The 19,894-nt window shown below is 70.2% G+C and carries 14 protein-coding genes and 1 pseudogene; 10 read left to right on the top strand and 5 right to left on the bottom strand.

What is annotated here, in order from left to right; translation table 11 throughout:
• Window positions 1–14: 14 nt before the first annotated feature.
• Window positions 15–2,360, bottom strand: a complete 2,346-nt coding sequence (bglX, locus tag GAK38_RS06625; protein WP_325342532.1) for a beta-glucosidase BglX — start codon at window positions 2,358–2,360, stop codon at window positions 15–17.
• Window positions 2,361–2,587: 227 nt separating this feature from the next.
• On the opposite strand from bglX, the gene GAK38_RS06630 reads away from it, so the two are divergent.
• Window positions 2,588–4,252, top strand: coding sequence for a glucan biosynthesis protein G (locus tag GAK38_RS06630; RefSeq protein ID WP_325342534.1), 1,665 nt, complete (start codon window positions 2,588–2,590; stop codon window positions 4,250–4,252).
• A 64-nt stretch (window positions 4,253–4,316) separates the two neighbouring features.
• Here GAK38_RS06630 and ffh read toward each other — a convergent pair whose 3' ends face one another.
• Window positions 4,317–5,705: a signal recognition particle protein gene (gene ffh, locus GAK38_RS06635; RefSeq protein ID WP_325342535.1), complete on the bottom strand. Its 1,389-nt coding sequence runs from the start codon at window positions 5,703–5,705 to the stop codon at window positions 4,317–4,319.
• Between the two features lie 79 nt (window positions 5,706–5,784).
• Between ffh and GAK38_RS06640 the strand changes: the two genes are divergently transcribed.
• From GAK38_RS06640 to GAK38_RS06675, 8 genes and pseudogenes are all read left to right on the top strand, one after another.
• Window positions 5,785–6,594 (top strand): cytochrome C assembly family protein, encoded by an 810-nt coding sequence (locus GAK38_RS06640; RefSeq protein ID WP_325342537.1) that lies wholly within the window; start codon window positions 5,785–5,787, stop codon window positions 6,592–6,594.
• Window positions 6,591–6,812, top strand: a complete 222-nt coding sequence (locus tag GAK38_RS06645; RefSeq protein WP_325342539.1) for a PP0621 family protein — start codon at window positions 6,591–6,593, stop codon at window positions 6,810–6,812. Before GAK38_RS06640 ends, GAK38_RS06645 begins: the two co-directional genes overlap by 4 nt.
• 42 nt (window positions 6,813–6,854) lie before the next feature.
• Complete coding sequence (locus tag GAK38_RS06650; protein WP_325342541.1) at window positions 6,855–8,525, top strand: ATP-binding protein; 1,671 nt, start codon at window positions 6,855–6,857, stop codon at window positions 8,523–8,525.
• Window positions 8,526–8,540: 15 nt separating this feature from the next.
• Window positions 8,541–9,958, top strand: a pseudogene (locus GAK38_RS06655) (sigma-54-dependent transcriptional regulator).
• Window positions 9,942–10,556 carry a 1,6-anhydro-N-acetylmuramyl-L-alanine amidase AmpD gene (gene ampD / locus GAK38_RS06660; RefSeq protein WP_325342543.1) on the top strand — a complete coding sequence of 205 codons (615 nt, stop codon included), beginning with the start codon at window positions 9,942–9,944 and terminating at the stop codon, window positions 10,554–10,556. Before GAK38_RS06655 ends, ampD begins: the two are co-directional and overlap by 17 nt.
• Before the next feature lie 322 nt (window positions 10,557–10,878).
• Window positions 10,879–13,812 carry a ribonucleoside-diphosphate reductase subunit alpha gene (locus GAK38_RS06665; protein ID WP_325342545.1) on the top strand — a complete coding sequence of 978 codons (2,934 nt, stop codon included), beginning with the start codon at window positions 10,879–10,881 and terminating at the stop codon, window positions 13,810–13,812.
• A gap of 138 nt (window positions 13,813–13,950) precedes the next feature.
• Window positions 13,951–15,126: a ribonucleotide-diphosphate reductase subunit beta gene (locus GAK38_RS06670; protein ID WP_325342547.1), complete on the top strand. Its 1,176-nt coding sequence runs from the start codon at window positions 13,951–13,953 to the stop codon at window positions 15,124–15,126.
• A 196-nt stretch (window positions 15,127–15,322) separates the two neighbouring features.
• Window positions 15,323–15,838, top strand: coding sequence for a histone (locus GAK38_RS06675; protein WP_325342549.1), 516 nt, complete (start codon window positions 15,323–15,325; stop codon window positions 15,836–15,838).
• A gap of 150 nt (window positions 15,839–15,988) precedes the next feature.
• Here the strand turns inward: GAK38_RS06675 and GAK38_RS06680 are convergent, their stop codons facing one another.
• Window positions 15,989–17,164, bottom strand: a complete 1,176-nt coding sequence (locus GAK38_RS06680; protein ID WP_325342551.1) for an MFS transporter — start codon at window positions 17,162–17,164, stop codon at window positions 15,989–15,991.
• Window positions 17,165–17,307: 143 nt separating this feature from the next.
• On the opposite strand from GAK38_RS06680, the gene GAK38_RS06685 reads away from it, so the two are divergent.
• The gene (locus tag GAK38_RS06685) at window positions 17,308–17,727 is read left to right on the top strand and encodes an ArsR/SmtB family transcription factor (RefSeq protein WP_325342553.1); all 420 of its coding nucleotides are present in this window, start codon (window positions 17,308–17,310) and stop codon (window positions 17,725–17,727) included.
• Here GAK38_RS06685 and GAK38_RS06690 read toward each other — a convergent pair.
• A complete protein-coding gene (locus GAK38_RS06690) occupies window positions 17,697–18,596 on the bottom strand; it encodes a carbohydrate kinase family protein (RefSeq protein ID WP_325342555.1) in 900 nt (299 codons plus the stop codon). The two genes, GAK38_RS06685 and GAK38_RS06690, sit on opposite strands and share 31 nt — an antisense overlap.
• A 42-nt stretch (window positions 18,597–18,638) precedes the next feature.
• Window positions 18,639–19,868 (bottom strand): zinc-ribbon and DUF3426 domain-containing protein, encoded by a 1,230-nt coding sequence (locus GAK38_RS06695; protein WP_325342557.1) that lies wholly within the window; start codon window positions 19,866–19,868, stop codon window positions 18,639–18,641.
• Window positions 19,869–19,894: the final 26 nt, after the last annotated feature.

Consider the following 19,894-nt stretch of genomic DNA (forward strand, 5'->3'; position numbering starts at 1 on the left):
CGCGCGGCAGGTGGCTAGCGCAGCGCGAAGGCGGCGGTTCGTACCTCCTGCGAATCCAGCCCGATCTGCACGTTGAACCGGCCCGGCTCGGCCACGTGGCGCAACTGTGCGTCGAAGAAGCGACGCTGCTCCTCGCCGATAGCGAAGCGCACCTCGCGCGATCCGCCCGGCTGCAGGTGCAGCTTGGCGAAGCCCTTCAACTCCTTCACCGGCCGCGCCACGCTGGCGGCCGGGTCCTCGATGTAGAGCTGCACCACCGTCGCGCCGGCGCGCGCGCCGGTGTTGGTCACCGTCACGGCCGCGCTCAGTTGCTGGCCGCGGGCGAGCGTGGCGGACGAAAGAGTCACCTCGGACAGCGCGAACGTGGTGTAGCTCAGCCCGTAGCCGAAGACGTAGAGCGGCCCATTGGGTTCCTCGAAATACTGCGAGGTGTAGTTGCCCGGCTTGCCCGGCGTGTACGGCCGGCCGATGCGCAGGTGGTTGTAGTACTGCGGGATCTGGCCGACCGAACGCGGAAAGGTGATCGGCAGCCTGCCCGACGGATTGGCATCGCCGAACAGCACGTCGGCGATCGCATGGCCGCCTTCGGTGCCGGTGTACCACGTCTCCAGCACCGCGTCGGCGTTCTCCTTGACCCAGGTCAGCGCGAGCGGGCGGCCGTTCATCAGCAGCACCACGAGCGGCTTGCCGGTGGCCTTCAGCGCCGCCAGCAGCGCCTGCTGGCTCGCAGGGATCTCCAGGCTGGTGCGACTCGACGATTCGTGCGACATGCCGCGCGTCTCGCCCACCGCGGCGACCACCACGTCGGCCTGCCGGGCAGCGGCCACGGCCTCGTCGATCATGGCCTGGGGCGGGCGCTTGTCCTGCACCACCTCGGGCGTGTCCCAGTTAAGGAAGTTGAGGTATTCGACCAGTGCCGGATCGTCGGTGGCATTGGCGCCGCGCGCATGCAGCAGCGTGGCGCCGCTGCCCTGCAGCGCGTCGCGCAGGCCGGCCAGCAGCGTGACCGAATGCTTCGACTTCCCCGCCGCCGACCAGCTGCCCATCATGTCGATCGGCGCGTCGGCCAGCGGGCCGACCAGGGCGAGGGTGCCGCGCTTGGGCAGCGGCAGCGTTGCGTTGCGGTTCTCCAATAGCACGAGGCAATCGCGCGCGACGGCGCGTGCCTCGGCGCGGTGCAGGCGGTCGTCGGCATCGACGTCGGCCGGGTCGTCCTCGGCCCGGCCGATGCGCAGGAACGGGTCGTGGAACAGGCCCAGGTCATATTTCGCGCCGAGCACTTCGCGCACCGCCGCGTCGATGGTGGCGACCGGCACGGCGCCGGACTGCACCAGACCCGGCAGTTGCTCCAGGTAGACGCTGTCGGCCATGCTCAGGTCCACGCCGGCTTGAATAGCGCGCTGCGCGGCCTCGCGGTCGTCGGCGGCCACGCCGTGCTTCTTGAGCTCGGTGATCGCGCCGTGGTCGCTGAACGTGACGCCGGTGAACTTCCACTGCGTGCGCAGCAGGTCGCGCAGCAGCCAGAGGCTGGCCGTGGCCGGCACGCCGTTGATCGAGTTGAGCGCGACCATCACGCCGCCGGCGCCCGCATCGAGCGCGGCGCGGTACGGCGGCAGGTAGTCGTTGGCCATGCGCATCGGGCTCATGTCGACCGTGTTGTAGTCGCGCCCGCCCTCCACCGCGCCGTAGAGCGCGAAGTGCTTGACCACGGCCATGATGCTGTCGGCTTTCGCCAGCGCATCGCCCTGGAAGCCGCGCACGCTGGCCCGCGCGATCTCGCCGACGAGGTACGGGTCCTCGCCGAAGCCTTCGCTGGTGCGGCCCCAGCGCGGGTCGCGGGCGATGTCGACCATCGGCGCGAAGGTGGCGTCGATGCCGTCGGCGCTGGCTTCGACAGCCGCGATGCGGGCACTGGTGCGCACGGCCTCCATGTCCCAGCTCGACGCCAGCCCCAACCCGATCGGGAACACGGTGCGGTGGCCGTGCACGATGTCGTAGGCGAAAAAGAGCGGGATCTTCAGCCGGCTCTGCGTCACCGCGGCCTGCTGCAGCGGCCGGTTCTCGGCGCGGGTCACGGTGTTGAACATCACGCCGATGCGCCCGGCCGCGATCTCCGCCAGCAGCCTGGGCTTGGGATTGTCGCCGCCGATGCTGATGAGGCGCAGCTGGCCGACCTTCTCGGCCAGCGTCATGCGGGCGATCAAGTCGTCGATGAACGCGGCCTTGTTCTCCAGCGGCGGCACGCTGGTGCCGGCGGCCCGGACGACCGGCACGGCGGCGAAGCCGCTGGCCAGGGCGGCGGCCAGCACGGTGCGGCGGCGGACGGCAGGCCGGGAGGAGCGGGGGGAGGTCTGGTGCATGCGGCGATCGGGCTCGGGCGCCGCTGCGGCCACGGGCGACCGAGGGGAACCGGGGGTTTTCACTGAAGGTGCGGGGCGGGCGCTGCTAAGCTTCGGGCCCTTGCCGGAGCGGGCCGGCTGGCGGGCATTATGCGTGTGCATGCCGGTGACAGCCCGTAACCCCGGCAGAAGCCGAGTCCCTCGGCACGCGGGCACCGCACGGCGCCCGCGACACCCCGTTTTCCGCGATGTGCAGGAGTTTTCTCCCCGTGTTGACCATCTTCGCCCCGGTGCGGCGCACCGGTCTGCTGCTGGCCACGCTGGCCGGCCTGCTGCTCGGCGCCGCGCCCGCCCGCGCTTTCTCGCTCGACGACCTGACCACCCATGCGCTGGCGCTGGCTGCCAAGCCGTACCAGGAGCCGCAGAGCAACCTGCCGCCCGCGTTCAGCCAGATGCAGTTCGACGACTACATCAGGATCCAGCCGCGGCCCGAGGGCTTCGCCTGGGCGCAGGACGCCACGCCGTTCAAGCTCGGCTTCTACCACCAGGGCATGCAGTTCTCCTCGCCGGTCCCGATCCACGAACTGGTGGGCGACGCGGTGCAGGATCTGCCCTACGACCCGTCACGCTTCAATTTCAACGGCCTGGCCATCGATGCCGAGGCCACGCGCAACCTGGGCTATGCGGGCTTTCGCGTGCTCTATCCGCTCAACCGGCCGGACAAGAGCGACGAGGTCATGAGCCTGCTGGGCGCGAGCTACTTCCGCGTGATCGGCAAGGGCCAGGTCTACGGCCTGTCGGGCCGGGGCCTGGCAATCGACACCGGCCTCGCCGAGCCGGAGGAGTTCCCGCGCTTCCGCGAGTTCTGGGTGCGCCGCCCGGCGCCGCAGGACCGGCAGCTGGTGATCTACGCCCTGCTCGACTCCCCGCGCGCCACCGGCGCCTACGAATTCACGCTCACGCCCGGCGACGACTCGCTGCTCGACGTGCGCGCCCGCATCTTCCTGCGCGGCGCGGCGCCCAAGGTGCTGGGCGTGGCGCCGCTGACCAGCATGTTCCTGTTCGGGCCGAGCCAGCATGCGGCCACGCCGAACTTCCGCCCCGCGATCCACGATTCGAACGGCCTGGCGATCCACGCGGCCAACGGCGAATGGCTGTGGCGGCCGCTGAACAACCCGCCGCAGGTGGTGACCAGCCACTTCCGCGCCGACAGCCTCCAGGGCTTCGGCCTGCTGCAGCGCGGCCGCGAGTTCTCGCGCTTCGAGGACCTGAAGGATCGCTACGACCTGCGCCCGAGCGCTTGGATCGAGCCGCGCGGCGACTGGGGGCCGGGCAGCGTCACGCTGCTGGAACTGCCCACGCCCGATGAGACCAACGACAACATCGCCGCCTTCTGGCAGCCGGATGTGCTGCCTGCGCCCGGCACGCCGCTGGCGCTGGACTACCGCATCCACTGGACGCGCGATGAGGCCGCGCTGTTCGGCGGCGGCGACATTGCCTGGGTGCGGCAGACGCTGCGCGCCGCCGGCGAGCGCTACCAGCCCAACCTGGTGCGCCAGACCGACGGCAGCCTCGCGCTGATCGTCGATTTCGAAGGCCCGTCGCTGGCCCGGCTGCCGGCCGGCACGGCGGTGACCGCCAGCGTCAGCGGCAATGCCGCGGTGCGCATCGTCGGCACCACGGTGCAGGCCAACCCGGCGATCCGCGGCTGGCGGCTGACGCTGCGGGTGCAGCATGCCGACCCGGCCCAGGCCGGCGAACTGCGGGCCGCACTGGCCGGCCCCGACGGCCGCACGCTGACCGAGACCTGGAGCTACCAGCTGCCGCCGCAGCCGGTGCCGCGGCAGGTGCCAGCACCCGCAGCCGCGCCGGAACCGTCTGCCGCGCCCGCCGCGGCACCTGCACAGCAATAAGCAAGGGGGTATAGGCCCGAAGCGGGCGGACCACGCCCGTCTCAACGGCCCTCCCGGGGGAGTATCAAAAGGGAAGCTTGCCCCCGCCCAGGCCCCCGAGCCCGGCCAGGCCCTTCATGCCGCCCATGCGCTTCATCATCTTCATGAGGCCGCCGCCCTTCATCTTCTTCATCATCTCCTGCATCTGCTCGAATTCCTTGAGCAGGCGGTTGACGTCCTGAACCTGCACGCCCGAGCCTGCGGCAATGCGGCGCTTGCGGGTGGCCTTGATGAGGTCGGGCTTGCGCCGCTCCAGCGGCGTCATGCTCTGGATGATCCCTTCCTTGCGGCGCGCCTCGCGCTCGGCCTTGTCCATGTCGACCTGGCCGGCCTTGGCGGTGAGCTGCGCGGGCAGCTTGTCCATCAGGCTGGAGAGGCCGCCCATCTGCTTCATCTGCTGGAGCTGGCCGAGGAAGTCGTTCAAGTCGAAGCCCTCGCCGCTCTTGACCTTGCTCGCGAGCTTCTGCGCGGCCTGCAGATCGACGCCCTGCGCCACCTGCTCGACCAGCGCGACGATGTCGCCCATGCCGAGGATGCGGCCGGCGTGGCGCTCGGCGTCGAATACTTCGAGCCCGTCGATCTTCTCGGAGACGCCGGCGAACTTGATCGGCGCGCCGGTCACCTGGCGCACCGACAGCGCCGCGCCGCCGCGCGAATCGCCGTCGAGCTTGGTCAGCACGATGCCGGTGAGCGGCAGCGCCTCCTTGAATGCCCTGGCGGTGTTGACCGCGTCCTGGCCCTGCATGGCGTCGACGACGAACAGCGTTTCCACCGGGTCGAGCGCGCCGTGCAGCTGCTGGATCTCCTGCATCAGCGCCTCGTCGATTGCGAGCCGACCGGCGGTGTCGACCAGCAGCACGTCGAAATAATGCTTCTTCGCATAGTCGAGCGCGGCGTGGGCGATGTCCAGCGGCTGCTGGTCCGGCGTGCTGGGGAACCATTCGGCGCCGGCCTGGGCCGTCACGGTCTTCAACTGCTCGATGGCCGCGGGGCGGTAGACGTCGCCCGAGACGGTCAGCACCTTCTTCCTGCGCTTTTCGATCAGGTGCTTGGCCAGCTTGGCGGTGGTGGTCGTCTTGCCGGCGCCCTGGAGGCCCGCCATCAGGATCACGACCGGCGGCTGGGCCGCGAGGTTGATGTCGGACACGCCCTCGCCCATCGTGGCCGCGAGTTCCTTGTTGACGATGCCGACCAGCGCCTGGCCCGGCTTGAGCGAGCCCAGCACGTCCTGGCCCAGCGCCTTGTCCTTCACGCGGGCGATGAAGTCGCGCACCACGGGCAGCGCCACGTCGGCTTCGAGCAGCGCCATGCGCACCTCGCGCAGCATGTCCTGCACGTTGGATTCGGTGATGCGGGCCTGGCCGCGCATTTCCTTGACGAGACGCGAGAGTTTGTCGGTGAGTGCGGAGGCCATGGGATAAGGGAATGGGAGGTGCAGGCGCGCCTGCGGGGCCCGGACGACGGCGGTGGCGCAAGCGATAAACTATCGGCCCATGATTTTACCCAGCGCAGTCAGCGCCTCCCCCGTCGGCCTGCTCCTCGGTCTGGCCGCCGCGGCGGCCTATGCGCTGCCGGCCGCCATCGCCCAGCGGCTCAACGCCGCCTCGTCGCGCGGCCTGCTGCTCGCGGCCTGGGCGCTGCATGCGGTCGCACTGGGCTGGAGCCTGGCGGGCGAGCATCCGCCGCGCTTCGGCTTCGCGCCGGCGCTGTCGGTCACGGCCTGGCTGGTGCTCACGGTCTACGCGGTGGAAAGCCGCTTCTATCCCCGCCTGCAGACGCGCCGCGCGCTCGCCGGCCTGGGCGCGCTGGCCGTGCTGCTCGCCTTCGTCTTCCCCGGCACGCCGCTGCACATCGGCACCTCGCCGTGGCTGCCGCTGCACCTGGCGCTGGGCATCGCGTCCTACGGCATGTTCGGCGCGGCCGTGGTCCACGCCTGGATCATGACCAGCGCCGAGCAGCGCATCCGCCAGGCGGCCGACCCGGCCAGCGGCATGCCGCTGCTGACGCTGGAGCGCCTGACCTTCCGCTTCGTCACCGCCGGCTTCGTGCTGCTGACGGCCACACTGGCCGCCGGCTGGCTGTTCGGCGAATCGCTCTACGGCCAGGCCTGGCGCTGGGACCACAAGACCCTCTTCTCGGTGCTGTCGTGGATCGCCTTCGCCGTGCTGCTGGTCGGCCGCCGGCATTTCGGCTGGCGCGGCCGCGTGGCCGTGCGCGTGCTCTACGTGGGCACGATCCTGCTGCTGCTGGCCTACGTGGGCTCGCGCTTCGTGCTCGAAGTGATCCTCCACCGCACCACATGAAGTACCTCGTCCTCCTCGCAGTGCTGGCCGCGGCCTTCGGCATCTGGAACAACAGGCGCCGCGCCGAAGTGCAGCAGCGCCGGCAGCGCGCGGCCCGCAGCCGGCCGGGCGCGCCTCAGCCCATGGTGGCCTGCGCCGCCTGCGGCCTGCACCTGCCGCGCACCGAGGCCGCGAGCGACGGCCAGGGCCGCTGGTACTGCCAGGAGCATCGGCCCTGAGCGTCTGTTCTGTCAGCGCTCACGACCTATACCCCAGGCAGGATGACACCGGCTCCGGCCCCGCACGACACGGCGTTCGGCCGGCTGTGGCATGGCTTCCTCACGGCGCGCGCGATGATCGCGCTGGCGCTGCTGGTGCTGCAGCTGGTGATCGGGCTGCTGGTCACCCAGCAGCCGCCGGTGCTGCCGGCGGCCCTGTGCATGGGCTACCTGGTGGTCACCGTGGCCGCGCGGCTGAAGGGACGCCAGCCGCCGCGTTCGGGCGGCGGCTGGCGCTGGCTGCCCACGGTCGGCACCGACCTGCTGGTGTTCACGCTGCTGCCGTGGATCGGATTGGGCGCCCTCAACTACGCGCCGCTGCTGGCGCTGCCGATCCTCATGGCGGCGGTGCTCGGCTCGCTGCGCCTGGCGCTGGCCACGGCGGCGGCGGTCTCGCTGCTGCAGCTCGGCGAGGCGGTCCTGACGGTGCTGCTCTTCCATGCCGATCCGGCCCCGCGGCTGCTGCAGGCTGCGCTGTCGGGCGCGGGCTATTTCGCGGTCGCGGCGCTGGTGCAGCAGCTCGCCGCGCGCCTGGTGCACGAGGAGCAGAGCGCGCGCGGCAGCGCCTCGGCCGCGGCGCTGCAGGCGCAGGTCAACGAGCTGGTGATCGAGACCCTGGGCGACGGCGTGCTGGTGCTCGACGAGCAGACGCAGGTACATGCGGCCAACCCGGCCGCGCACCGGCTGCTGGAGGTGGCCGCGGCCCGGCTGCCCCTCAGCCTGGATGCCGCGCCCTGGCAGCCGCTGGCCGTGCTGGCGCGCGCCACCTTCCTGCAGTCCGCGCCGCAGGTGGCCGAGGTCGCCCTGCTGCAGGCCGCGCAGCGCCCGCTGCGGCTGCAGGTGCGCACCCGGCTCGCGCCGGCGCCCAGCCCGGCCGCGGCCGGGCTGTGCGTGATGTTCCTGCAGGACCTGCGCGAGCTGGAGGCCCGCATGCGCACCGAGAAGCTCGCCGCCATGGGCCGCATGTCGGCCGCCGTGGCGCACGAGATCCGCAATCCGCTCGCGGCCATCGTGCAGGCCAACGCGCTGCTGGCCGAGGAATTGGGCGACCCGGCCCAGCAGCGGCTGTCGGCCATGGTCGAGCAGAACGCGCGGCGGCTGCAGCACATCGCCGACGAGGTGCTCGACATCGCCCGCGTGCAGCACCAGATCGGCCACACGCCGGCCTCCACGGTGGCGCTCGACGAGACGGTCGCCCAGGTGCTGCGCGACTGGCAGGCGCAGGCGCCGGCGCGCCGCCGCGTGCGCCTGCGCGCCGGCGCACCGCAGGCACAGGTGGAGTTCGATGCCGAACACCTGCGCCGCGTGCTGGTCAACCTGCTCGACAACGCGCTGCGCTACGCCGGCACCAGCGATGACGCGATCCAGGTCAGCACCCAGGCCACCCCGCCCGGGCCGGCGCGGCTCGCCGTGTGGAGCGACGGCGCGCCGCTGGAGCGTGGCGTGGAGCGCCACCTGTTCGAGCCCTTCTTCTCGTCCGAGAGCCGCTCCAGCGGCCTGGGCCTCTTCCTCTGCCGCGAACTGTGCCAGCGCCACGGCGCCGCCATCGCCTACCAGCGCATCGACCAGCAGACCGCCCTGGGGCTGCGCGGCGGCAACGCGTTCTCGGTGGCCTTCCGCAACGCGGGCGGCCGCGCCCACCCCGACCCGGACTTCGACGTCCTCGTCGTTTGATACGCTCGCCCAGCCATGGCCGCCACCATCCTCATCGTCGACGACGAACCCGACCTGCGCACGCTTTATGAACTGACGCTGCTGCGCGAGGGCTACCGGGTCGAGGCCGCCGCCTCGCTGGCCGAGGCACGCGAACAGCTGTCCGCGCGTCGCTTCGACGCCGTCATCACCGACATGCGCCTGCCCGACGGCGTCGGCCTCGCGCTGCTGCAGGAGCTGCGCGGGCAGCAGCGCGCCGAGCGCTGCCTGGTGATGACCGCCTACGGCTCGGCCGAGAGCGCGGTCGATGCGCTCAAGGCCGGCGCCTTCGACTACCTGACCAAGCCGGTGGACCTGAAGCAGTTCCGCCAGGTCGTGGCCTCGGCGGTACAGGGCCAATCCGAAGTCCCCGTGCCCGAAGCGCCCCCCGTGCCGCACGGCCCGCAGCCGCCGCGCCGGCGGCCCGCGCGCTCGACCGCATCGTCGGCGAATCGGCCGGCATGCGCGCCGTCAAGCAGCGCATCCTCAAGGTGGCCCGCGGCATGGCGCCGGTGCTGGTGCACGGCGAATCGGGCACCGGCAAGGAACTGGTCGCCCAGGCCCTGCATGCCAGCAGCCAGCGCGCCGCCGGTCCGCTGGTGGCCGTGAACTGCGGCGCCATCCCCGAGAACCTGCTCGAAGCCGAGTTCTTCGGCGCGCGCAAGGGCTCCTACACCGGCGCCACGCAGGACCGGCCGGGCTACTTCCAGGCCGCGCGCGGCGGCACCCTCTTCCTCGACGAGATCGGCGACCTGCCGCTGGCCATGCAGTCCAAGCTGCTGCGCGCCATCCAGGAGCGCAGCGTGCGGCCGCTCGGCTCCACGCAGGAAGAGACGGTGGACGTACGCATCGTCAGCGCCAGCCACAAGGACCTGGCCGCCGAGGTGCGGGCCGGCCGCTTCCGCCAGGATCTCTATTACCGGCTCAACGTGATCGAGATCGCGGTGCCGCCGCTGCGCGAGCGCCGCGAGGACCTGCCGGCGCTGTGCGCCGCGCTGCTGGAACGCATCGCCCGCGAATCGGGCACGGCCGTGCCGTCGCTGACCGAGGAAGCGCTTTCGCGCATCGCGCAGCTGCCGCTGGCCGGCAACGTGCGCGAACTGGAGAATGTGCTGCACCGCGCCGTGGCCCTCGGCGACGACGGCGAACTGCAGGTCGATGCCCCCGCGCCGGCGCACAACGGCGCCGCCGTCGTGGCGCAGGACAACGCGCCGGGTGAGCCGCCGTGCGACCTGCAGGCCTGGCTCGACGGCATCGAGCGCGAGGTCCTGGTGCGCGCCCTGGGCGACAACGGCTTCAACCGCACGGCCACCGCCGCGCGCCTGGGCATCAGCCTGCGCCAGATCCGCTACCGCATCGCGCGGCTGCACATCCCCACGCCCAGCGACACCGAAGCGAATGACGACGAAGCCTGAACCCCGAACGGCCGGCGGACTCTGGGACGGCGGCTGGCTGCGCGGCGCCCGCCGGGCGCCCTCGCCCAACCACGGGCCGCGCCCGGAGGGCGCGCGGATCGATCTGCTGGTGCTGCATTCCATCAGCCTGCCGCCGGGCGAATACGGCGGCGACGCAGTGCGGCAGCTCTTCCTCAACACGCTCGACTGGGACGCGCATCCCTCCTTCCAACAGATCCGCGGGCTGGAGGTGTCGGCGCATTTCTTCGTCCGCCGCGACGGCACGGTCTGGCAGTTCGTCGATGCCGACCGGCGCGCCTGGCACGCCGGCCGCTCGCACTGGCGCGGCCGCGACGACTGCAACGACGACTCCATCGGCGTCGAGCTCGAAGGCCTGGAGGGCGACACGTTCGAGCCGGCGCAGTACGAAGCGCTGGCCCGGCTCGGCCGCGCGATCGCGGCACGCTATCCGATCGCCCACGTTGCCGGCCACGAGCACATCGCGCCGGGGCGCAAGCACGACCCCGGCCCGGGCTTCGACTGGGTCCGACTGCGGCGCGACCTTGGTTGGGATGCGGTTTTTTTCCCGCCATTGCCTGCCTCCTCCGATCCGGCGTAGCCTTCAAGTCCAGCATCCATGCGCCGCGCAGGCTGAAAGTCCGCTGCAAGCGGCACCGGCATTGGCGCCGGCGGCAGCATGCAAGCAACGGCGAGGCCCAGGCGCGGCCGCCAATCCCCCCGCGCGCGCCCCTTTTCGCTTACCGAAAAAACGTGTTGCAAACAAATGCGTTCTTCGTGATTGCCACGCTACCGGTAGCGTCTAGAATCCCGCCCAGCCCCTAGATATAGTGTGCGGAGCCCAGGCTCCGCACACCCCCGACATATCGCCCCGTGCCCTTTCCGCGCACGGACTCTCCGAAAAAACGCAGAAGAGGAAATCCATGTCCGCCGTCCTGAACACCCCTTCCACGCCCACCGCGCACACGGCCTCCACCGCCGCCCCCGCGGCCGCCTCGCCAGTTGCCGAGAACCCCTACAGCCACTACCAGATCATCCGCCGCAACGGCGCCGTCGTGCCGTTCGAGCCGCAGAAGATCGCCGTGGCGCTGATGAAGGCCTTTCTGGCCGTGCGCGGCGCCCAGGGCGCGGCCTCGGCCAGCGTGCGCGAAGTGGTCGACGAGCTCACCCAGGGCGTCGTGCGCGCGCTGCTGCGCTCGCGGCCGAACGGCGGCACCTTCCACATCGAGGACGTGCAGGACAACGTCGAGCTGGGCCTGATGCGCGGCGGCCACCACGACGTGGCCCGTTCCTATGTGCTCTACCGCGAGCGCCGCACCCAGGAGCGCAGCCGCCATGCCGAGGAGGTGGCCGCCAAGGCCGGCGTGCCGCTGCTGCACGTGATCGACGGCGGCCAGCGCGTGGCGCTGGACCTGACCCGCCTGCACCAGCGCATCGAGGCCGCCTGCGCCGGCCTGGGCGCGGACGTGAAGGCCGAGCCCATCGTGGCCGAGACGGTGCGCAACCTGTACGACGGCGTGCCGGTCGAGGAGGTCTACAAGGCTTCGATCCTCGCGGCCCGCACGCTGATCGAGAAGGACCCGGACTACACCTACGCCACCGCCCGCCTGCTGCTGCACACGATCGCCAAGGAAGTGCTGGGCCGCGACGTGACCCAGGGCGAGCTGGCGCTGGGCTACGTGGACTACTTTCCCCGGTTCATCCAGAAGGGCGTGGACAACGAACTGCTCGACGCCAGGCTGCTGGAGTTCGACCTGCCGCGCCTGGCCGCGGCGCTCAAGCCGCAGCGCGACCTGCAGTTCGACTACCTGGGCCTCCAGACCCTGTACGACCGCTACTTCCTGCACGTGCGCAAGACCCGCATCGAGCTGCCGCAGGCCTTCTTCATGCGCGTGACCATGGGCCTGTCGCTCAATGAAGCCGACCGCGAGGCCCGAGCCATCGAGTTCTACGAAGTGCTGTCGTCGTTCGACTTCATGTCGTCCACGCCCACGCTGTTCAACGCCGGCACGCTGCGCTCGCAGCTGTCGTCGTGCTACCTGACGACCGTGCCCGACGACCTCGACGGCATCTACGAGTCGATCAAGGAGAACGCGCTGCTCTCCAAGTTCGCCGGCGGCCTCGGCAACGACTGGACGCGCGTGCGCGCGCTCGGCAGCCACATCAAGGGCACCAACGGCGAATCGCAGGGCGTCGTGCCCTTCCTCAAGGTGGTCAACGACACGGCCGTGGCCGTCAACCAGGGCGGCAAGCGCAAGGGCGCGGTCTGCACCTACCTGGAGACCTGGCACCTGGACATCGAGGAATTCCTCGAACTGCGCAAGAACACCGGCGACGACCGCCGTCGCACGCACGACATGAACACGGCCAACTGGATCCCCGACCTGTTCATGCGCCGCGTGCTCGAGAAGGGCCAGTGGACCCTGTTCTCGCCCTCCTCCGTGCCCGACCTGCACGACCTGTTCGGCGCCGACTTCGAGCGCGCCTACGTGGCCTATGAAGAGCGCGCCGCGCGCGGCGAGATCCGGCCGAACAAGACCGTGCCGGCCGTGGACCTGTGGCGCAAGATGCTCTCGATGCTGTTCGAGACCGGCCACCCCTGGATCACCTTCAAGGACGCCTGCAACGTGCGCAGCCCGCAGCAGCACGCCGGCGTAGTGCATTCGTCCAACCTCTGCACCGAGATCACGCTCAACACCAGCGACACCGAGACGGCCGTCTGCAATCTCGGCTCGGTCAACCTGGCACAGCACATCAAGGATGGGGCGATCGACCACGACAAGCTCAAGAAGACGATCACCACGGCGATGCGCATGCTCGACAACGTGATCGACATCAACTACTACGCCGTGCAGAAGGCCAAGGACTCCAACCTGCGCCACCGCCCGGTCGGCCTAGGCCTCATGGCTTTCCAGGACGCGCTCTACCAGCTGCGCATTCCCTACGCGTCGCAGCAGGCCGTCGAGTTCGCCGACCGCTCCATGGAAGCGATCTGCTACCACGCCTACTGGGCATCGACCGAACTCGCCCGGGAGCGCGGCCAGTATTCGAGCTACAAGGGTTCGCTGTGGGACCGGGGCATCCTGCCGCTCGACTCGCTGGACCTGCTGGCCCAGGCCCGCGGCGGCGCCGAGTACGTGCAGGTCGACCGCTCCTCCACCCTCGACTGGGACGCGCTGCGCAAAAAGATCGCTGCCGACGGCATGCGCAACTCCAACTGCGTGGCCATCGCGCCGACGGCGACCATCTCCAACATCGTCGGCGTCGACGCCTCGATCGAGCCCTGCTTCGGCAACCTGTCGGTCAAGTCCAACCTCTCGGGCGAGTTCACCGTCATCAACGGCTACCTCGTGCGCGACTTGAAGCGCCTGGGCCTGTGGGACGAAGTAATGCTGATGGACCTGAAGCACTTCGACGGCTCGCTGCGCCCGATCGACCGGGTGCCCCAGGACATCAAGGCGCTCTACGCCACCGCGTTCGAGGTCGAGACGACCTGGCTCGTCGAGGCCGGCGCGCGCCGCCAGAAATGGATCGATCAGGCCCAGTCGCTCAACATCTACATGGCCGGCGCATCGGGCAAGAAGCTCGACGACACCTACAAGCTCGCTTGGCTGCGCGGCCTCAAGACCACCTATTACCTGCGCACCGTGGGCGCCACGCACGCCGAGAAGTCCACCGTCGCCGCAGGCCGTTTGAACTCGGTGTCGTCCGGCAGCGCGCCGCAGGCCGCCGCGGCCGCACAGCCCAGCGCACTCGAAGCCGCAGCCGCCGCGGCACGCGCCGAATCGGCCGCCGTGCCGGCCACCGACATCAAGTTCTGCGCGATCGACGATCCGGGCTGCGAAGCCTGCCAGTGACGGCACTGTACATGGCACATACTCCACCTTGCTGGGGTATGTGCGGTGCGGCAGTGGAGCAACAAATTACATCGGCAGCCCGGTGCGACGCTTTCAAATTCGCATGGCTGCTTTCATAATCCGCATATTGGAAAACCTATGCTGAACTGGGACGACGAAGTCAAGCCCTCTGTGCCGACAACGTTGCACAGCGGCTCCGCCGAAGGCCGCTCGGTGCAGGCTTCGCCCGCCGCCGCCTCCGATGCATCGCAGGCCGCACCGCGCACCGGTGCTGCCGTCTCTTCCGAGTCCCAGCGCCACCGCGTCAACGCGGCCGACAAGCGCATCATCAACGGCCAGACCGACGTCAACCAGCTCGTCCCCTTCAAATACAAGTGGGCCTGGGAGAAGTACCTCGCCACCTGCGCCAACCACTGGATGCCGCAGGAAGTGAACATGACGCGCGACATCGCGCTCTGGAAGGACCCGAACGGCCTGACCGAGGACGAGCGCCGCATCGTCAAACGCAACCTCGGCTTCTTCGTCACCGCCGATTCGCTCGCGGCCAACAACATCGTGCTGGGGACCTACCGCCACATCACAGCGCCAGAGTGCCGCCAGTTCCTGCTGCGCCAGGCCTTCGAGGAAGCGATCCACACGCACGCCTACCAGTACATCGTCGAGTCGCTGGGTTTGGACGAGAGCGAGATCTTCAACGCCTACAACGAGATCGCCTCGATCCGCGAGAAGGACGAGTTCCTGATCCCGTTCATCAACGCGATCGCCGACCCGAATTTCCAGACCGGCACGCACGAGGCCGACCAGACGCTGCTGAAGTCGCTGATCGTCTTCGCCTGCCTGATGGAAGGCCTGTTCTTCTATGTCGGCTTCACCCAGATCCTCGCGCTCGGCCGCCAGAACAAGATGACCGGCGCCGCCGAGCAGTACCAGTACATCCTGCGCGACGAGTCGATGCACTGCAACTTCGGCATCGACCTCATCAACCAGTTGAAGCTCGAGAACCCGCACCTGTGGACGTCCGAGTTCAAGGCCGAGATCAAGGCGCTGTTCCAGCAGGCCGTCGAGCTCGAATACCGTTATGCCGAGGACACCATGCCGCGCGGCGTGCTCGGCCTCAATGCCTCCATGTTCAAGGGCTACCTGCGCTACATCGCCAACCGGCGCGCCACGCAGATCGGCCTGGAAGCCCTGTTCCCGAACGAAGAGAACCCGTTCCCGTGGATGAGCGAAATGATCGACCTGAAGAAGGAACGCAACTTCTTCGAGACCCGCGTCATCGAGTACCAGTCGGGTGGTGCGCTGTCATGGGACTGACGACCCCGAGGCGCCCCTGAGCGACGCGATGTTTCCGAACCTTGCGCCTTCCACCGACTGCAGCGCAGATTGCAGCCGTGGGAGGCGCTTCCCCATTCATGGCGTTGGGCATGGGCCCAGCGCCATGAATCGCTTTGTGCCGTCCATCGTCGACGCGCAGCAAAGTGCTCTTTGAAATCCGACCAAGGAGAAAATGATGGCAACTGCGAAAAAGACTGCGGCGACGAAGGCCGCCACTCCGGCCAAGAAGGCCGCCGCCCCGAAGGCTGCTGCGCCGGCCAAGAAGGCCGCTGCACCCGCCAGGAAGGCAGCGACCGCCAAGGCTGCTGCTCCGGCGAAGAAGGCTACGCCTGCCAAGAAGGCTGCTGCTCCGGCGAAGAAGGCCGTGCCCGCCAAGAAGGCCGCCGCTCCGGCGAAGAAGGCCGCGCCCACCAAGAAGGCTGCTGCTCCGGCGAAGAAGGCCGCGCCCGCCAGGAAGGCTGCTGCTCCGGCAAAGAAAGCCGCGCCCGCCAGGAAGGCTGCTGCTCCGGCGAAGAAAGCTGCCGCACCTGCCAAGAAGGCCGCGGCTTCACCTGCTGCCAAGAAGGCCGCGCCCGCCAAGAAGGCGGCCAAGGTTGCTGCCCCTGCCCCTGCGCCTGCTGCTGCACCGGCAGCGCAGACGACCCTCAACCCCCAGGCTGCCTGGCCCTTCCCGACCGGCAACAAGCCCTGAGGTTCAGCGGGCGGCGTCCTGCCGCACCGCTTTCGCATCCACCCGGTGTCGCAAGGCACCGGGTTTTTTGTCGCCGGGCCGCTCCAAGACAAAAGCGCCCCCGGGGGACTGGGCAACCGCGCAGCGGTTGACCGAGAGGTCTTTTTCATTTCAGGCGCCAGTCCGGCGCGTGGCCCAGGCGCCCCCCATCAACGAAACCATGGTCAACGCCAGAGCGAACGACGTGGCACCCGCTGCCAGGCCCACGGCGTCGATCAGATACCCGGTCGCCACCGGCAGCAGGCCCGCCGGGATATAGCCGCCGATGTTGAGCACCGCGTTGGCCTGGGCGCGGTGGCTGTCGGGAACGTGCAGCCCGATCAGCGTGAACCCGCCGAGCTGGCCCAGCCCCTGCCCCGCGCCGGCGAGCAGCGCGCAAGCAACGAGCGCCGGGGCCCAGGCAGCATGGATGGCCAGTGCCAGCCCCGCCATCGCCAGCACCGTGGCAGCGGTGCCGGCGGCGAAGATGCGCGCCACCGGCCACTGCCGCACGGCGAACTGCACGCCGGCGGCGGCGAAGAACATCGCGCAAGCCATGCCGCCGGCCAGCAGCGGGCTGCGCACGCCGAGCAGCCGCGCCAGCAGCGACGGCCCCAGGGCCAGCACGAACGAAGTCGCGGTGATGCCGGGGCCGAAGGCGGCGATGCCGCACAGGACATGGCGCCGCTTCGCCGCCTGCACCTGCGGCAGGCGCAGGCGAAAGGAGCCGTCCGCCGCCAGCGGGCGGGCCGGCAGCCGCCAGACCACGGCCAGGGCGCCGAACAGCACCAGCGCCTCGACGGCGAAGATCGGAATCACCGGCCGCGCCAGCGCCTGCGCCAGGGCGCCCGCCAGCAGCGGCCCCAGGCCCGCGCCCAGCACCATCGCCACCGACGCCAGCAGCGACGCGCGGCGCCTGCCCTGCGCACCGCCGGCATCGACCACGGCCGCCATGCCAGCCGAGACGATCACGCCCACGGCGATGCCGGCCAGCAGCCGGCCCGCGGCGGGCATGGCGACCGACGCCGCGCCGGCGAACAGCCCGCAGGCCAGCAGCGCGGCGATCAGCCCCGGCAGCAGCACAGGCCGGCGCCCGTAGCGGTCCGACAAGGGTCCGGCCACCAGCAGCGTGCCCAGCAGGCCGGCGATGTAGAGCGCGAAGACGACCGTCAGCATGCCCGACGAAAAGCCCAGCCGCGCCTGCCAGTGCACGTAGAGCGGCGTGGTCGAGTTCGACAGCATGAACACCGCCGTCACCACCGCCGCCATGCGGACGGTGGCGGCGCGCTCCTGCATCTCCTGTGTCATGGCACGGCCTTCACGCGGGAGCGGCCCAGGTCGGGATGGGCGACGACGACCAGGGCATTGGATTCGGGCATGGCCCCTCCTGTACGATTTTTATCGAACAATAGCATGTTTGAAAAAACCCGTACAAGTGCTAGGCTGCGGCCATGCGCCTGTCATCGCCCCATCTCCGAGCCGCTGCGCCCGCCGGCCTTCCACCGCCGCTGGAGGAACCGGCGGCCGAGGCACTGCGGCTGGAGACCATCCTGGGCGCGCTCGCCGATCCGCTGCGCCTGACCATCGTGCACAAATTGCTGCGCGATGCCGACGCCTACGATCACCCTTGCGGCTGGTTCGGCTTCGACCGTCCCAAGTCGTCGCTGACACACCACTTCAAGGCGCTGCGCGAAGCCGGTGTCATCCGCCAGCGGCAGTACGGGCTGGAGCGGCGCAGCCGGCTGCGCCATGAAGACCTGAACGCGCGTTTTCCCGGCCTGCTGGCGCTCGTGCAGGAGTGGGAGCCGCCGCCTGACCGGCCGCTTCCGACGGCAGCCGCTCAGTCCTCCGGCAGGAAGTCGAGCCGGTAGTTCTGCGGGCCGCGCTGCGCGATCTTGAGTGCGCCGACGCGGTTGCCGAGCGTGGCACAGCGCAGCAGATCCCAGCCGCGCTCCAGACCGTAGAGCAGCCCGCCGCGCCAGGCGTCGCCGCAGCCGGTCGGGTCGACCACCTCGGCGGCCACCACCGGCGGCACCAGCGTGCGCTCGCCGTCCACCCATACCTCGCAGCCTTCCGCGCCCAGCGTGACGACCAGGCCGCGCACGCGGCGCGAGATCTCCGCCGGGCTCCAGCCGGTGCGCTCGGACAGCATCTTGCCTTCGTAGTCGTTGACCGTGACCCAGTCCGCCTGCTCCACGAAGCGCGCCAGTGCGGCGCCATCGAACATGGGCAGGCCCTGGCCCGGGTCGAACACGAACGGAATGCCGGCGGCCACGAACTGCTCGGCGTGCTGGACCATCGCATCGCGGCCGTCGGGCGCGATGATGCCCAGCTTCACGTCGTCGCGCGCGACGATCGCCGTCCGGTGCGCCTGCATCATCGCGCCCGGATGAAAGGCGGTGATCTGGTTGTTGTCGCTGTCCGTCATGATCATCGCCTGGGCGGTGTAGGTGTCGTCCACGGAGCGGACGAAATCGGTGCGGATGCCCAGGGCGTGCAGCCGCTCCAGGTAGTCAGCACCGTCGCGGCCCAGCGTGGCCATGGGCAGCGGATCGCCGCCGAGCAGCTTCAGGCCGTAGGCAATGTTGCCGGTACAGCCGCCGAAGTCGCGGCGCAGCTGCGGCACCAGGAAGGACACGTTGAGGATGTGCAGCTGGTCGGGCAGGATCTGCTCGGCGAAGCAGCCCGGAAAACGCATGATGGTGTCGAATGCGAGCGAGCCGCAGATGATGCTTGCCATGGCGGAAAAAACAGAAAGTGAAGGAAGCGAGGACGGAAGTCCTCAGGGATAGAAGGCCACGAGGCTGTAGCCGGCCACGCGCGGCAGCGCGCCGGCTTCCGAGCCCAGCGCGACCGACAGCGAGGCCGACCATTCGCCCTGCGGCGCCAGCGCGGCCGGCGCACCGAGCAGTGCCGGACCGAGCACCTTGCGGACCACCGTGCGGCCCTGGGCATCGTTCAGGGACAACTCCAGCGACGGCATGGCCACGGCCGTGGCGGCATGGCTCCGGAGCGTCACGCCGAGCCGATAGACATCGGCACGCACTGCGTCGAAGGAAGAGCTGTCGATGACGATGGCCTCGATCTGCCGCGGGAGGTCGATGGTGCAGGACAGCGGCCCACAGAGCGCCTCCAGCACCAGCCGCACTCCGGGCCAATGGGCTGCCAGCCGGTTGCGTTCGCGCACGGCCACCTGCAACGCCAGCAGCACGGCCAGCACGCCCGCAGCGGCGGCCAGTCCTGCCCGCACGCCGCCGTGCCGCCAGAAGGCGCGGCTGCGCGCGGTGCGCACGAAGGAGATGTGCGGTGCGAGCAGACCGTCGCCGTCGTCATCCGGCACGCTGCCATCCACCTTGCGCGCGAAACGCGGCGGACGGTCCTGCTGCCGACGGGCAAAGTCCGCTTCGACGGCGTCCGGCACCAGCTTTGGCAATCCGATCGCCGACGCGGTGGCAGCGGACCGGAGGCCCGGGACGGCATCGCGCTCCAGGGACGAGCCTTCCCGCCGCGGCGCATGGCCGTCGAGCGCCGGCAGCGCCGCGGCGAAGACCTGGTCGTCGAGACCTTCGGACGCTGGCGCCTCGCGCAGCAGGCTCAACGGCAGCTCGTAGCCTTCGTCGGCCGCATCGGCATCCTCTGCGCCCGTGGCCGGCGGCCCGGGATCGAGCGGCACGAGCATTGGCGCCCCCCCGTCGACCGGCGGCGGCTCGGGCTCGGGGGCGACCACCGGTGCGGCGGACGGCGGCCCATCGTCTTCGCTAGGCGGCGCAGGCAGGACGACGCCGGCCGGGACCTCCGGCTCGGAGACGGGAGGCGCCGGCCGGTCTTCGGGCAGCGGCCCGGCAACGGCCGCCGGCGCCGGTCCGGCCGCTGCGGCGGCCTGGAGCTGCGCCGCCGCGTCGAACACCTCGCCGCACTGCCCGCAGCGCACCCAGCCGTCCGAAATGCGGAGCTGGTCGGGCACGACCTTGAAGAGGGTCGCGCAGGAGGGACAGCGCGTGATCTGGCTCATCTGCGCGGCATTGTATGTATGCAGCG

It is taken from the genome of Xylophilus sp. (assembly GCA_009914555.1).
Lineage (GTDB): Bacteria > Pseudomonadota > Gammaproteobacteria > Burkholderiales > Burkholderiaceae_C > WNDY01.

Excerpts from the sequence above, each read along its gene's own strand:
- GAK38_RS06665 (WP_325342545.1), top strand. The coding sequence starts at position 10,879 with ATGTCCGCCGTCCTGAACACCCCTTCCACGCCCACCGCGCACACGGCC.
- GAK38_RS06680 (WP_325342551.1), bottom strand. The coding sequence starts at position 17,164 with ATGACACAGGAGATGCAGGAGCGCGCCGCCACCGTCCGCATGGCGGCG.
- GAK38_RS06670 (WP_325342547.1), top strand. The coding sequence starts at position 13,951 with ATGCTGAACTGGGACGACGAAGTCAAGCCCTCTGTGCCGACAACGTTG.
- GAK38_RS06685 (WP_325342553.1), top strand. The coding sequence starts at position 17,308 with ATGCGCCTGTCATCGCCCCATCTCCGAGCCGCTGCGCCCGCCGGCCTT.
- bglX (WP_325342532.1), bottom strand. The coding sequence starts at position 2,360 with ATGCACCAGACCTCCCCCCGCTCCTCCCGGCCTGCCGTCCGCCGCCGC.
- GAK38_RS06640 (WP_325342537.1), top strand. The coding sequence starts at position 5,785 with ATGATTTTACCCAGCGCAGTCAGCGCCTCCCCCGTCGGCCTGCTCCTC.
- ffh (WP_325342535.1), bottom strand. The coding sequence starts at position 5,705 with ATGGCCTCCGCACTCACCGACAAACTCTCGCGTCTCGTCAAGGAAATG.
- GAK38_RS06675 (WP_325342549.1), top strand. The coding sequence starts at position 15,323 with ATGGCAACTGCGAAAAAGACTGCGGCGACGAAGGCCGCCACTCCGGCC.
- GAK38_RS06690 (WP_325342555.1), bottom strand. The coding sequence starts at position 18,596 with ATGGCAAGCATCATCTGCGGCTCGCTCGCATTCGACACCATCATGCGT.
- GAK38_RS06630 (WP_325342534.1), top strand. The coding sequence starts at position 2,588 with ATGTGCAGGAGTTTTCTCCCCGTGTTGACCATCTTCGCCCCGGTGCGG.
- GAK38_RS06645 (WP_325342539.1), top strand. The coding sequence starts at position 6,591 with ATGAAGTACCTCGTCCTCCTCGCAGTGCTGGCCGCGGCCTTCGGCATC.
- GAK38_RS06650 (WP_325342541.1), top strand. The coding sequence starts at position 6,855 with ATGACACCGGCTCCGGCCCCGCACGACACGGCGTTCGGCCGGCTGTGG.
- ampD (WP_325342543.1), top strand. The coding sequence starts at position 9,942 with ATGACGACGAAGCCTGAACCCCGAACGGCCGGCGGACTCTGGGACGGC.
- GAK38_RS06695 (WP_325342557.1), bottom strand. The coding sequence starts at position 19,868 with ATGAGCCAGATCACGCGCTGTCCCTCCTGCGCGACCCTCTTCAAGGTC.